The organism is Streptomyces vulcanius, from assembly GCF_042653945.1.
GTDB classification, from domain to species: Bacteria; Actinomycetota; Actinomycetes; order Streptomycetales; family Streptomycetaceae; genus Streptomyces; species Streptomyces mangrovi.
The window spans coordinates 73,427-86,032 of record NZ_JBHSFK010000002.1; the positions used below are offsets into that span (position 1 = coordinate 73,427).

Annotated in this window: 14 protein-coding genes; 10 read left to right on the forward strand and 4 right to left on the reverse strand. The window is 72.6% G+C overall.

Features of this window, described 5'->3' with window-relative positions; translation table 11 throughout:
* Positions 1-105: 105 nt before the first annotated feature.
* The gene (gene hutU / locus ACFPIH_RS02555) at positions 106-1,770 is read right to left on the reverse strand and encodes a urocanate hydratase (RefSeq protein WP_381167674.1); all 1,665 of its coding nucleotides are present in this window, start codon (positions 1,768-1,770) and stop codon (positions 106-108) included.
* 319 nt (positions 1,771-2,089) lie between these two features.
* Between hutU and ACFPIH_RS02560 the strand changes: the two genes are divergently transcribed.
* The 4 genes from ACFPIH_RS02560 to ACFPIH_RS02575 are packed head-to-tail and all read left to right on the forward strand — an operon-like array spanning position 2,090 to position 4,554.
* The gene (locus ACFPIH_RS02560; protein ID WP_381167676.1) at positions 2,090-2,506 is read left to right on the forward strand and encodes a hypothetical protein; all 417 of its coding nucleotides are present in this window, start codon (positions 2,090-2,092) and stop codon (positions 2,504-2,506) included.
* Positions 2,503-3,588, forward strand: a complete 1,086-nt coding sequence (locus tag ACFPIH_RS02565; protein ID WP_381167678.1) for a transcriptional regulator — start codon at positions 2,503-2,505, stop codon at positions 3,586-3,588. Before ACFPIH_RS02560 ends, ACFPIH_RS02565 begins: the two co-directional genes overlap by 4 nt.
* A gap of 34 nt (positions 3,589-3,622) precedes the next feature.
* Positions 3,623-4,159, forward strand: coding sequence for a roadblock/LC7 domain-containing protein (locus ACFPIH_RS02570; protein ID WP_381167680.1), 537 nt, complete (start codon positions 3,623-3,625; stop codon positions 4,157-4,159).
* Between the two features lie 20 nt (positions 4,160-4,179).
* Positions 4,180-4,554 (forward strand): roadblock/LC7 domain-containing protein, encoded by a 375-nt coding sequence (locus tag ACFPIH_RS02575; RefSeq protein WP_381167682.1) that lies wholly within the window; start codon positions 4,180-4,182, stop codon positions 4,552-4,554.
* Here the strand turns inward: ACFPIH_RS02575 and ACFPIH_RS02580 are convergent, their stop codons facing one another.
* From ACFPIH_RS02580 to ACFPIH_RS02590, 3 genes are all read right to left on the reverse strand, one after another.
* A complete protein-coding gene (locus ACFPIH_RS02580; RefSeq protein ID WP_381167684.1) occupies positions 4,555-5,136 on the reverse strand; it encodes a hypothetical protein in 582 nt (193 codons plus the stop codon).
* An 84-nt stretch (positions 5,137-5,220) separates the two neighbouring features.
* Positions 5,221-6,072: a MurR/RpiR family transcriptional regulator gene (locus ACFPIH_RS02585; protein ID WP_381168475.1), complete on the reverse strand. Its 852-nt coding sequence runs from the start codon at positions 6,070-6,072 to the stop codon at positions 5,221-5,223.
* A 197-nt stretch (positions 6,073-6,269) separates the two neighbouring features.
* Positions 6,270-7,787, reverse strand: coding sequence for an aromatic amino acid ammonia-lyase (locus tag ACFPIH_RS02590; protein WP_381167686.1), 1,518 nt, complete (start codon positions 7,785-7,787; stop codon positions 6,270-6,272).
* A gap of 142 nt (positions 7,788-7,929) precedes the next feature.
* On the opposite strand from ACFPIH_RS02590, the gene ACFPIH_RS02595 reads away from it, so the two are divergent.
* From ACFPIH_RS02595 to ACFPIH_RS02620, 6 genes are all read left to right on the forward strand, one after another.
* Positions 7,930-8,976: an ABC transporter ATP-binding protein gene (locus ACFPIH_RS02595; RefSeq protein ID WP_381167688.1), complete on the forward strand. Its 1,047-nt coding sequence runs from the start codon at positions 7,930-7,932 to the stop codon at positions 8,974-8,976.
* A complete protein-coding gene (locus ACFPIH_RS02600) occupies positions 8,973-9,614 on the forward strand; it encodes an ABC transporter permease (protein WP_381167690.1) in 642 nt (213 codons plus the stop codon). Before ACFPIH_RS02595 ends, ACFPIH_RS02600 begins: the two co-directional genes overlap by 4 nt.
* 1 nt (position 9,615) lies before the next feature.
* Entirely contained in the window at positions 9,616-10,278 is a 663-nt protein-coding gene (locus ACFPIH_RS02605; RefSeq protein WP_381167692.1) for an ABC transporter permease, read from the forward strand.
* An 11-nt stretch (positions 10,279-10,289) separates the two neighbouring features.
* The gene (locus tag ACFPIH_RS02610; protein ID WP_381167694.1) at positions 10,290-11,222 is read left to right on the forward strand and encodes an ABC transporter substrate-binding protein; all 933 of its coding nucleotides are present in this window, start codon (positions 10,290-10,292) and stop codon (positions 11,220-11,222) included.
* A 126-nt stretch (positions 11,223-11,348) separates the two neighbouring features.
* Positions 11,349-12,032: a carbonic anhydrase gene (locus ACFPIH_RS02615; RefSeq protein ID WP_381167696.1), complete on the forward strand. Its 684-nt coding sequence runs from the start codon at positions 11,349-11,351 to the stop codon at positions 12,030-12,032.
* Between the two features lie 110 nt (positions 12,033-12,142).
* Positions 12,143-12,565 carry a hypothetical protein gene (locus ACFPIH_RS02620; RefSeq protein WP_381168477.1) on the forward strand — a complete coding sequence of 141 codons (423 nt, stop codon included), beginning with the start codon at positions 12,143-12,145 and terminating at the stop codon, positions 12,563-12,565.
* Positions 12,566-12,606 lie beyond the last annotated feature (41 nt).

A 12,606-nucleotide genomic window follows, 5' to 3' on the forward strand; every position in this document is an offset into this window, starting at 1 on the left:
TCGAGCGAAGCCGAGACTGGGGGAGGGTGGGCACAGCCGAAGCCGCACCCGGCGACGAGACCTCAGCCCCCACCGAAGGGTTGCCGTGCCCGCCTTCAAGATGCGTCACGCGTCGTCACCTTCACGCATAGGCACCCGTACACCCCGCTCGTCGGCGACCGACTCCGCGATGTCGTACCCGGCGTCCACATGCCGGATGACACCCATACCGGGGTCATTGGTCAACACCCGCCGGATCTTCTCGCCGCCCAGCTTCGTACCGTCGGCCACGGTCACCTGCCCCGCGTGGATGGACCGCCCCATGCCGACACCGCCACCGTGGTGGATGGACACCCAGGACGCCCCCGACGCCACGTTCACCATCGCGTTCAGCAGCGGCCAGTCGGCGATCGCGTCGGATCCGTCGAGCATGGCCTCGGTCTCGCGGTACGGGGAGGCGACGGATCCGCAGTCGAGGTGGTCGCGCCCGATGGCCAGCGGCGCGGCCAGCTCGCCGCTCGCCACCATGTCGTTGAAGCGCTCGCCGGCCTTGTCGCGCTCGCCGTAGCCGAGCCAGCAGATACGGGCGGGGAGGCCCTGGAAGTGGACGCGCTCACCGGCCAGTTTGATCCAGCGGGCCAGGGACTCGTTCTCCGGGAAGAGGTCGAGCATCGCCCTGTCGGTCTTGGCGATGTCGGCCGGGTCGCCGGAGAGGGCGGCCCAGCGGAAGGGGCCCTTGCCCTCGCAGAAGAGGGGGCGGATGTAGGCGGGGACGAAGCCGGGGAAGGCGAACGCGCGGTCGTACCCGGCGAGTTGGGCCTCGCCGCGGATGGAGTTGCCGTAGTCGAAGACCTCTGCGCCGGCGTCCAGGAAGCCGACCATCGCCTCGACGTGCCGGGCCATGGACTCGCGGGCGCGGGTGGTGAAGCCGGCCGGGTCCTTGGCGGCGGCGTCGGCCATGTCCTCGAAGGCCGTGCCGACCGGGAGGTAGGCGAGCGGGTCGTGGGCGGAGGTCTGGTCGGTGACGATGTCGATGGGGGCGCTCATGGCGAGGAGCTGCGGGACCAGTTCGGCCGCGTTGCCGAGGACGCCGATCGAGAGCGGGCGGCGGGCGTCGCGGGCCTCGGTGGCCAGCTGGAGGGCATGGTCGAGGTTGTCGGCCTTGACGTCCAGGTACCGGTGCTCGATGCGGCGTTCGATGGCGCGCGGGTCGCAGTCGATACAGAGGGCGACGCCGTCGTTCATGGTCACGGCGAGGGGCTGGGCGCCGCCCATGCCGCCGAGGCCGGCGGTGAGGGTGATGGTCCCGGCGAGGGTGCCGCCGAACTTCTTCGCGGCGACGGCGGCGAAGGTCTCGTAGGTGCCCTGGAGGATGCCCTGGGTGCCGATGTAGATCCAGGAACCGGCGGTCATCTGGCCGTACATGGTCAGCCCGAGCTGTTCCAGCCGGCGGAACTCCTCCCAGTTGGCCCAGTCGCCGACGAGGTTGGAGTTGGCGATGAGGACGCGCGGGGCCCACTCGTGGGTCTGCATGACGCCGACCGGGCGGCCGGACTGGACGAGCATGGTCTCGTCCTGCTTCAGGGTCCGCAGCGTGCGGACCATGGCGTCGAAGGAGCGCCAGTCGCGGGCGGCCTTGCCGGTGCCGCCGTAGACGACGAGCTTGTCGGGGTGTTCGGCGACCTCGGGGTCGAGGTTGTTCTGCAGCATCCGCAGAGCGGCTTCCTGCTGCCATCCCAGGGCACTCAGTTCCGTACCGCGCGGCGCTCGTACGGGGCGGGGTCCTGACATGGTCTGCCTCCTAGCCGATGTTGCTGTCGTTATTCACATCCTGACTCGCTGAATAGAGCTAGTCAATAGAGGGGCGCACGTCTTCACGCTCACCACCTCGCTCGACACACGCGCCGTTGACGCACATCGGGGGCGAGGTGTTGAAGGGACACATGGGGCGCGGAACGGCCCGAATCGGGGCCAGCCGACCAACTCTAGTGAGTCAGCGGCATGTTCCGCTGGAAAATGCCAGATCGCTCACCCGCCGCGCATACGTTGCGTAGCGTCTTCCTCACTCATCCGAACTCATCCGAACCGCAGGCGGGAGGGGAGCCGAACGGTGCCCGGAATCGACGAGTGCCTACTGGAGGCCATGCGGCTGCCCGGGGCCCGGGGAGCAGCGCTGGTCGACTGGACCAGCGGACTGGCCCTGGGCACGGTCGGGGAGTTCCCGGGCGGCGACCACGAGGCGGCCGCGGCCGAGGCCGCGGAGGTCGCGCGGCTCACCGCGGAACAGCGGGCGTTCACGCCCTACGACAACGGAGACGACGGCGAGGGCGGCGGCGCCGGGGCGGCCGATCCTCCGGTGGAGGACCTCATCATCAGCAACCGGGACAGCTACCACCTGCTGCGGTTCGTGCCGACGTCGTTCGACAGCAGTGTGTTCCTGCATGTGTGGCTGGGCCGGTCGGACGGCAATCTCGCGCTGGCCCGGATCCGGCTGGGCGAGATGGCCGCACGGCTGGTACTGGGATGACGCTCGTGGGGACCACACCGCGAGGGACGACCCCGCCGCCCCGGCTGCCGGTGCGGGAGAGATCCGCGGCCCGGCACCGCGCGGGCGATCTGCTGTCGCCGATGCTGCACCGGCTCGCGGCCGAGCGGGCCACCGGCGTCCTGGAGCGCGAGCGCGGGGCCGTCTACCTCGCCGAGGGCCGGGTGGTGCACGCCGAGAGCCCGCTGGCACCGGGCCTGGACGTGCTCCTCCTGACACACGGCACGCTGGACCCGGCGGTGTGGCAGGAGGCGCTGGACCGGTCCGACGAGGAGCACGGCGTGCTGCGCCTGCTGCTCGAGGCCGGGCTGGTGCCGCGCGGCGCGCTGGAGGTGTGCCATCTGGGGGCGGTGTACGACGCGGCGTACTTCGTGCTCGCGCCCAGCAGCGTCCCGGGCCGTTTCCGGTACGGCGCCGGGCACCGGTTCGGCACGCTGCGGCCGGTGCCGGTCGGCTCGGTGGAGCGGGAGACGCAGCGCCGGCGCGAGTTACTCGACCGGCTGTGGCCGGACCCGCTGACGGACGCGGCGCCGCTGATGCGGGCCGAGGCGGTCGCCGCACCCGCCCCGACCGCCCGGCAGGGCGCGGTACTGGCCCTGGTGGACGGCGTGCGCACCGCGTCGGACATCGCCCGGAAGCTGGGCCGGCAGGCGTTCCACACCCTGGTGGACGTCCGCCGGCTGGCCGCCGCGGGACTGCTGACCGCCCTCCCGCCACCGCCCCCGCCTCCCCCACCCCCCTTCGCCCCGGGAACACCGGGAACACCGGGAGAAGTGGGAGGAGTGGGAGGAGCAGGAACACCGGGAGGGCCAGGGGGGCCGGAAAAACCGGGGGAACCGGGGGAACCGGGCGCACCTGGAGCGCCGGGGGCTCCAGGGGGGCCAGGAACCCCTGGAGCGCCGGGAGGACCCGGACGACCGGGCGGACCGGGCGGACCGGGAGCGCCTGGAGCGCCGGGGGGACCGCCCCCCGCCCACTCTCCGCCAGGCGTCTCCCTGCCCCGAGTCAACGACCCCGACATCTCCTTGCTGAAGAGGCTGAGGGATGCGCTGGAGGCCCTTTGAGCGGCAACGACCGCGCGACGGGAGGAGCGAGCTGATGGCGGCCCGGCCCGAGATACTCGACGAACTCCGCCGGCTGCGGGCCAGGGTGCCCCAGCTGACCGGGGCGCTCGCGGCCGGCGTGGACGGACTCGTCCTCGCCCACGACACCCCCGGAGTGGAGCCGGAGGGGGTGGCCGCGCTCACCGCGGCGGCCCTGGGCGTCGCCGTACGCCTGTCGGACTCCACCGGGCAGGGCGACTTCCGCGAACTGCTCGTGCGCGGCGTGTACGGCTACGTCGCGACGTACGCGGCGGGCGGCAGCGCCGTGCTGACCCTGCTCGCGCAGGACCGGGTCAACGTCGGCCGGCTGCACCTGGAGGGGCGCCGGGCGGGCGCCCGTATCGGGGAGCTCGTCGACCTGTACGAGACGCGGGCCCGGGAGGCCAGGGCGCGGGAGCCGAAGGCCGTGGCGGCCCGGCCGCCCGCGCAGCCGCCCGTGCGTCCGCTCGCCAACCCGTCCGCCGCACCCCCACGGACCAGATCGGCGCGCGACACAACCACCACCAACGCGCGCACCACCACGGAAAGTTGAGAGGAACCGAGGATCACGTCATGGCCAACACAGAGACCACACTGAAAGAGGCGCTCGCCTCCATCGAGGGCGCGACGGCCGCCGCCCTCGTCGACTACACCAGCGGAATGGCGCTGGGCACGCTCGGCGGCAGCAAGACCTTCGACCTGAACGTCGCCGCCGCCGGCAACACCGACGTGGTGCGTGCCAAGATGCGCACCATGGAGCACCTCGGTCTGAAGGCCCAGATCGAGGACATCCTGATCACGCTCTCCGACCAGTACCACCTGATCCGGCTGATCAGCGGACGCGGCGGCAACGGGCTCTTCCTCTACCTGGTGCTGGACGTCAAGCGGGCCAACCTCGCGATGGCCCGCCACCAGCTGAAGAAGATCGAGGAGGACCTCGAGGTCTAGCTACCCGACGGAAGCGGTGCGGCGGGCTCCGCCCGGGGCCGCGTCGCCGGCCGCGATACCCGTGCTGCGGTACGCCCGGACGGCCTTGCCGGCCGGGCGTCCGCCGTACCGGCCCAGCCAGTCGACGCGCACCCACAGCAGCGCGTCCCCGGCCCGCTCGCGCCGGCCGAGCCAGCCGGCCTTCAGCCACAGGCCCGTACCGCAGCCGGCCAGCAGCATGCCGCCCGCGGCGGGCACGGCGAAGGAGCTGCCGAGTGCCGCCGCGAAGGCGAGCAGCAGCCACCAGCGGTGGCCGCGGCGCCAGGTGCGGACGGTGACCGCCCGGTCCTGGAGCAGATCGTGCTTGCCGGCCCGTGCCGTACCGCCCCCGAGAGCGGTGTAGCGGCGCCGCCCGCGCAGCGCCACCCAGGCCGCCGCCACAAGGAACAGCGCGGCCCCGGCCATCACCCCGATCCGGCGTCCGGTGATCCCGGACGGCAGCACGCCGACCCCGGCCGCGAACACCCCGGCCCACCACAGCGGCGCCGCCCCGGCCCGTACGACGACGGCCACCCGCGCCAGCCCCTGACCTCCGCGTGACACTTCCCTCGCCTCCTCACAGTCGCGTCGTCGGGACGCTAGCGACTCAACGTGAGACGAGTCTTAAGACCGGGTCTCAAGACCGGGTCACTCCACGAACAGCCCCCGGGCCGCCGCCCGCGCGTCGAACTCCTCCAGGCGGGCCTGGGCGTCGGGGAGGTGGTCGCACATCGCCTCCAGCAGGACGCGGCCGAGCAGCATCGGCGCGCAGGCGGTGTCGAAGGCGAGCCCGGTGCCGACGGCGGCGGGCAGCAGCAGGTCGGAGGCCTTGGCGACGGGCGCGAACGCGGAGTCGGCGACGGTGACGACGGTCAGACCGGCGCCCTTCGCGTACTCCAGCGTGTCGAGGACCTCGCGCGGGTGCCGGGGCAGCGCGAAGCACAGCAGGGCGGTGGCGCCCGCGCGGACGGCGGCGTCGATCCGGTCCTCGATCATGGTGCCGCCCTCGTGCAGCAACCGTACGTCCGGGTGGACCTTGGCGGCGAAGTAGGCGAAGCCGTACGCCTGGGAGGCGGCGGCGCGCAGCCCCAGGACCGGCAGCGGGCGGGAGGCGGCCAGCAGCCGGCCGGCCCGGCGCACCGGGCGCGGGTCGGCGAGGAGTTCGGCCAGGTGCCGGAGGTTCTCGATCTCGGCCTCGACGGCCTGCTGGTACTCGTTGTACGAGGCGGAGGCGGCGGACTGTTCGGCGGGGGCGACCTCGCGGAGGTGCTTGCGCAGGGCGGGGTAGCCGTCGAAGCCGAGGGCGACCGCGAAGCGGGTCACGGAGGGCTGGCTGACCCCGGCCAGTTCGGCCAGTTCGACGCTGGACAGGAAGGGGACGTCGGCGGCGCGGCGCACCATGCTGTGCGCGATGCGCCGCTGGGTGGGCGTCAGCCGATGCCCCTCGAAAAGCGCCTGCAACCGCCCAGCAGGCGTATCCGTCACGCCCCCCTCCCCCACACCCGTCCGGCCCGCACCCGAGCCACCCGTACCCGCCCCGCCCGCACCCGTCTCGCCCGCGCCCACCCCGCCGGCACCAGCCCTGCCCGGACCCGGCCCACCCGCACCCGAGCCACCCGAGCCACCCGAGCCACCCGAGCCAGCCCCGCCCGCACTCGCCGCGCCCGCACCCGTCTCCCGCATGTCGGTTTCCGCGCTCATGCCCCGTTCCCCCTCCAGATGTCCGTGAACCGGTCCAGCAGCCGGGCCGCCGCGCTCACGTCGGCGGTGAGCGGCCGGTCGGCCTGGTCCGCGTCGAGCACCGCGTCGGCGAGCTCCAGCGCCCGCTCGGCCGGCAGTCCCGGCTCGGGCCGCAGCTCGCGCTGGCGCAGCGCCCGTACGGCGGCGACGAGTTCGCAGCCGACCACGAGACGGTACGCGCCGCACGCCCGCAGCGTCTGCCGGGCGGCGAGCGAGGCGAAGCTGGCCTGTTCCTCGACGCCCCGGGAGAGTACAGCGTGGCCGAGCGACGCGGGTGCCGAGAAGGCGCGCAGGTCACCGAGGGCGGCCGCGGCGGCGTACTCCAGGATCATCACGCCCGAGGAGGCGGGCAGGTCGTCGGCGAGGAAGGGTCGCAGCCGGGTGTAGGCGGGCTCGTTGAGGGTGGAGAGCCGGGAGGTGGACAGCCGGGCGACCTGGGTGAGCGCCAGCCTGAAGTGGTCCAGGGCGAGGGCGAGCTGGGCCTGGTAGAAGCCGCCGTGGTGGTAGGCGGCCAGGTCCTCGGGGGAGATGAGGGGGTTCTCGGCGGCGGCGTTGATCTCGATGTCGAGCACCTCCTCCAGGGCGTCGGCGGCGTCGTGCGCGGGACCGTGGATCTGGGGCAGGCAGCGGAAGCCGTACGGGTCCTGGATCCGGCCGAGGGGAGGGGTGGGCCGTTCCTCGGCGCCGATCAGCTCCCGCATCCGGCGGGCCACTTCGGCGGAGCCCCGGTGCGGCCGGGCGGCGTGCACGGGGGCGGCGTACGCCTCGTGCGAGCCGTCCACGGCGTGCAGCGACAGCGCGGCGACGACCTGGGTGGCCTCGATGAGCCCGCGCAGCTCGTGCAGGGCGAGCGCCGCCTGCCCGAGGGTGAGGGCGTTGCTGCTGATGAGCGCGAGGGCGTCGTTGTTGTCGAGCTGCTGCGGCTCGGGCGCGCCGTCGCCCTGCCACGGGTGCTCCCCCACCAGTGCCAGCCCCACCTGGGCCAGGGCCGCCAGGTCCCCGGTGCCGACCGAGCCGAACTCGTTGACGACCGGATACGCCCCGCTCTCCAGGGCCTCGCACAGTGCCTCGACGACGCTCGGGCGCAGGCCCGCGCCGCCGGCGAGGAGCTGGTTGGCGCGGACGGCGAGCATGGCCCGGACCTGCCGGGCGGGCAGCTCCTCGCCGATCGCGCCGGCGTGACTGCGCAGCAGTCGCAGCCCGTGTTCGGCGGCGGCCTCGGTGGGCACGTCCTCGTTCCTGAGGGCGCCGACGCCGGTGGAGCGGCCGTAGACGCGTCCGGTCGCGGCGATCTGCCGGGCGGCGTCCCAGACCTCCGTCATCCGCCGCATCGCCTCGGTACCGGGGACCGGCCGCGCGGTCCCGTCGGCGAGGCGTACGACGTCCTGGACGCCGAGAGCGACTCCGTCGAGGACGACGAGACCACTGTGCACGGCCTCCGAGGCAAACGCCACGTCCACGATCTGAGACGACATAAGGCCCCAAACTCCCCTCAATCCGGACACTCGATCTTGCCTGACGGGCATCCGTTACCTCGGATTAACACCGAACCGTTGACAAGCTATTCACCTAGGAAGAACTCTGCATGACGTTATACAGCCGGGCAAGGGACAACTCATGATCCAGTTCGACGCGGTGCACAAGCGCTTCCCCAACGGCACGACAGCAGTCCACGACCTCACCCTGGACATGCCGGAAGGCGGCGTGACCGTCCTGGTCGGGTCCTCCGGTTGCGGCAAGACCACCACCCTGCGGATGATCAACCGGATGGTCGACCCGACCTCCGGCACCATCAAGGTCGGCGGCAAGGACGTCACCCGGCAGGACGCGGCCGACCTGCGCCGTTCCATCGGGTACGTCATACAGCAGTCCGGCCTGTTCCCGCACCGCACGGTGCTGGACAACATCGCCACCGTCCCGCTGCTCCTCGGCCACGGCCGCCGCAAGGCACGCGCCCGCGCCGCCGAGCTGCTGGAGACCGTCGGCCTGACCGCCGAGGCCGGCAAGCGGTACCCGCACCAGCTCTCCGGCGGCCAGCAGCAGCGCGTCGGCGTGGCCCGCGCGCTCGCCGCCGACCCGCCGGTGCTCCTCATGGACGAGCCCTTCGGCGCCGTCGACCCGGTCGTGCGCACCCAGCTCCAGGACGAACTGCTCAGGCTCCAGAAGGAGCTGAACAAGACCATCGTCTTCGTCACCCACGACATCGACGAGGCCGTACGCCTCGGCGACCGGATAGCCGTCTTCCGCACCGGCGGCCATCTCGTCCAGTGCGCCCCGCCCGCCGAGCTGCTCGCCCGCCCGGCCGACGACTTCGTGGCCGACTTCCTCGGCGCCGAGCGCGGACTGAAGCTGCTCTCGCTGAAGACCCTCGCGGACGTCCCGCAGGCCCCGGCCCCCGAGGGCGGCGCCTGGAACCTCGTCCTCGACGCACAGCGCAAGCCGCTCCACTGGGCACCGAAAGACCAGCGGGACACCGAGCTGCCGGTCCGGCCGCTCAAGGACTCCGACTCGCTCCTCTCGGCGCTCGACGAGTCCGTGGCCTCCCCCACCGGGCTGGTCGCCCGGGTCGACGCGGCCGGCGCCCTCACCGGTGTCACCTCCCGCGACGACATCCACGAGCACGCGGGCCGGGCGCACACCGAGGCACGGGTGGTGGCGGCGTGACCATCGACTGGTCGTGGATAGGCGACCACACCGACGATCTGACCACCCTCACGATCTCCCACCTCCAGGCCGCCCTGACCGCGGTCTTCTTCGGCCTCCTCATCTCCCTGCCGCTCGCCGTGATCGCCCACCGGGTGCGCCCGCTGCGGGGCTTCCTGCTCGGGCTGTCCAACATCCTGTTCACGATCCCGTCGATCGCGATCTTCGTGCTGCTCCTCCCGGTCAGCGGTCTGACCCGCACCACGACCGTGATCGGCCTGACCGTCTACACCCTGGTCGTACTGCTGCGGAACACGGTCGAGGGCCTCGACTCGGTCCCCGCGAAGACCAAGGAGGCGGCCAAGGCGATGGGCACGCGCCCCCTGCGCACGCTCCTGACCGTCGAGTTCCCGCTCGCGCTCCCCGTGATCATGGCGGGGGTCCGGATCGCGACGGTCATGTCGATCTCCCTGGTCTCGGTCGCCACCTACATCGGCGACGGCGGACTCGGCCAGCTCTTCACCGACGGCTTCCAGCGCGACTTCCCGACCCCGGTGATCGCGGGCGTGGTCCTCACGATCCTGCTCGCCGTCGTCGCGGACGCCGCCCTGGTCGCCGTCCAGTACGTCCTGACCCCGTGGCGGAGGCGGCGAGCCTGACATGTACGAACTCCTCAAGAACCTCGGCTCCTGGCTCACCAGCGGCGCCCAGTGGACCGGCGGCGACGGCATCGGCCACCGCCTCGCCGAACACCTCCAGTACTCACTGCTCGCCACCCTCATCGCGGCGGCGATCGGACTCCCGCTCGGCCTGCTGATCGGCCACACCGGCAAGGGCGCCTTCCTCGCGATCAACCTGGCCTCCTTCGGGCGCGCCCTGCCGACCGTCGGCCTGGTCGTGCTGGTCTTCCTGGCCGGCGGGCTGTCGATGCTGCCGGTGTACGTCGCGCTGGTCGCCCTGGCGGTCCCGTCGATCGTCACCAACACGTACGCCGGGATGACGGCCGTCGACCCGGACGTGAAGGACGCGGCCCGCGGGCAGGGCATGCGCGGCCACCAGGTCCTCCTCCAGGTGGAACTGCCCCTGGCCCTCCCCCTGATCATGACCGGCCTGCGGCTCGCGCTCATCCAGGTCGTCGCGACGGCCACCATCGCGGCGTACGTCTCCTTCGGCGGCCTCGGCCGCTACGTCTTCGACGGGCTGGCCCAGCGCGACCTCGTGCAGGTGATGGGCGGAGCGGTGCTGGTCGCCGCGGTGGCCGTCGCCCTCGACCTGGTCCTCGCCGGCCTCCAGCGCTTCCTCTTCCGCCACCGCACCGCCTAGGGAAACCCGCCATGAACCGACGTACCCTCCTCGGCGGCCTGTTCGCCGCGGCCTCCGTCCCCGCCCTCTCCGCCTGCGCGAGCGGCATCACCTCCCTCGACGAGGGCGGCACCACCTCCGGTGGCGGCGGCTCCAGCAAGGGCGGGATCACCATCGGCACCGCCAACTTCACCGAGAACCAGGTGCTGGGCTACCTCTACGCCGCCGTCCTCACGCAGGCCGGCGTGAAGGTGAAGGTCCGTCCGAACCTCGGCACCCGGGAGATCGTGATCCCCGCTCTCCGGGGCGGCGACATCGACCTGCTGCCGGAGTACCAGGGCGCCCTCCTCGACTACCTCGACCCGAAGGCGACGGCGACCGAGGAGGGCGAGATGCAGAACGCCCTCACCATCGCGCTCCCGTCCGGCCTCCAGGTCCTGCCGTACGGACTGGCCGAGGACGCCGACGCGTTCGCCGTGACCCGGGAGACCGCCGAGAAGTACGGGCTGACCTCCCTGGCCGACCTGAAGAAGGAGAACGGCAAGCTGATCATCGGCGCCGCCCCCGAGGTGAAGAAGCGTCAGGTGGGCGTGGTGGGCCTGAAGGAGGTGTACGGCGTCGAGTTCAAGGAGTTCAAGTCCCTCGACTCCTCAGGGCCGCTGGTCAAGGGCGCCCTGAAGAAGGGGGACGTCGACGTGGCGAACCTCTTCACCACCGACACCGACATCGAGGACAACGACTGGGTGGTGCTGACCGACCCGAAGAACCTCATCCCCGGCCAGCACATCGTCCCCCTCATCGCCGACCGCAAGGCCGACTCCACCGTCCGCAAGGCCCTGGCCCGCCTCGGCAACGTCCTGACCACCGAGCACCTCACCCAGCTGAACAAGCAGGTGGACTCGGACAAGAAGGACCCGGAGGACGTGGCGAACGCGTACGCGAAGGAGCACGGCCTGGCGAAGTAGGGCGGGTTGCCGGGCGGGGTGCCGGGCGGTTTCCCGAAACGCACCCTCGGTGACCACTCATGTGCGTACGGTGATGTCACGCGCTCCTTCGCCGGAGCGCGCACCGCACGACCCTGAGGATGCGTCATGCCCTCGAACCGCAGGGCCTTTCTGGCGGCCACCGCCGTCGGCGCCCTGGCCGCGGCCCCCGCCGGGACGAAGGACCGCCCGGGCCACCCCCACGGCCGCCCCCACGGCCGCCCCCACTCGGCGGGCGAGGCGCTCGACGAGCTGCTCGCCGGCAACCGCCGCTATGCCGCAGGCCGTCCCCGGCATCCGCGCACGAGCCGCGACCGGCGGCGGCTGCTGGCGGCCGGACAGCACCCGTTCGCGGTGGTGATGGGCTGCGTCGACTCCCGGGTCCCGCCCGAGCTGGTCTTCGACCAGGGCCTCGGCGACCTGCTCTGCACCCGGACGGCGGGGCAGGTGCTGGACGAAGCCGTGCTCGGCTCCCTCCAGTACGGCGTCGAGGAGCTCGGCGTCCCCCTGGTGCTGGTCCTCGGGCACGAACGGTGCGGGGCGGTCGGCGCCACCCTGCGTCACATCCGCACCGGCGCTCCCGCCCCCGGACATCTGGCCCTCCTCGTGGACGAGATCGCCCCGGCCGCCCACCGGGCCCGGGCGCTGCCCGGCGACTGGGCCGAGCACACCACGACCGCCCACACCGCGTGGGTCCGCGACGCGCTCCGCGCGGACCCGGCGTTCGCCGGGGCGACGGTGCTGGGGGCCCGCTTCGACCTCGACACGGGCCTCGTCTCCCTGCTCCCATGAAGCTCCCGTGAAGCTCCGGCGAGCCCGAGACCGGACCGGGGGGCTTTCCCCAGTGCGCGGCGTGCCCAGGCTGCCTAACGTGGGGGTCCATGACGGGATGGGAGACGGCCATGGAAGCGCGTGACACCGATCTGAAGAAGGAACTCGACGCCACCCTGCACGCGCGCAGGGAGCTGGGCGAGGAGTACGAGACCGCGCTCGTCGACTCCTTCCTGGAGAAGGTCGACCAGCGCATCGACGCGGCGGTGGAGCGCCGGGTGCGCCGGCAGTTCGCGGAGACACAGATGGCCGCGGCCCGGGACGCACGCTCGCCGAAGGCCACGGACTCCTGGGGCGAGCGGTTCGGCTTCGGGATCGTCTCGCTCGTCCTGGCGGTCCCGCTCTCCGCGATCGGCGCGGGTACCGCCCATCTGCCGGGCCTGCTCGTCACCTGGGTGGGCATCGTCGGCGTGAACGTCGTCCAGGCGGCCCGCACCAGCCCGGCTCTGTTCGGCGCCCGCCGCCCGCAGAAGGACGACAACTGGGAAAGCTGACCCGACAGCCGTACACCCGAGAAAAACGAAGACGGCCCCAG

Excerpts from the sequence above, each read along its gene's own strand:
- hutU (WP_381167674.1), bottom strand. The coding sequence starts at position 1,770 with ATGTCAGGACCCCGCCCCGTACGAGCGCCGCGCGGTACGGAACTGAGT.
- ACFPIH_RS02565 (WP_381167678.1), top strand. The coding sequence starts at position 2,503 with ATGACGCTCGTGGGGACCACACCGCGAGGGACGACCCCGCCGCCCCGG.
- ACFPIH_RS02570 (WP_381167680.1), top strand. The coding sequence starts at position 3,623 with ATGGCGGCCCGGCCCGAGATACTCGACGAACTCCGCCGGCTGCGGGCC.
- ACFPIH_RS02575 (WP_381167682.1), top strand. The coding sequence starts at position 4,180 with ATGGCCAACACAGAGACCACACTGAAAGAGGCGCTCGCCTCCATCGAG.
- ACFPIH_RS02590 (WP_381167686.1), bottom strand. The coding sequence starts at position 7,787 with ATGTCGTCTCAGATCGTGGACGTGGCGTTTGCCTCGGAGGCCGTGCAC.
- ACFPIH_RS02595 (WP_381167688.1), top strand. The coding sequence starts at position 7,930 with ATGATCCAGTTCGACGCGGTGCACAAGCGCTTCCCCAACGGCACGACA.
- ACFPIH_RS02605 (WP_381167692.1), top strand. The coding sequence starts at position 9,616 with ATGTACGAACTCCTCAAGAACCTCGGCTCCTGGCTCACCAGCGGCGCC.
- ACFPIH_RS02610 (WP_381167694.1), top strand. The coding sequence starts at position 10,290 with ATGAACCGACGTACCCTCCTCGGCGGCCTGTTCGCCGCGGCCTCCGTC.
- ACFPIH_RS02615 (WP_381167696.1), top strand. The coding sequence starts at position 11,349 with ATGCCCTCGAACCGCAGGGCCTTTCTGGCGGCCACCGCCGTCGGCGCC.
- ACFPIH_RS02620 (WP_381168477.1), top strand. The coding sequence starts at position 12,143 with ATGGAAGCGCGTGACACCGATCTGAAGAAGGAACTCGACGCCACCCTG.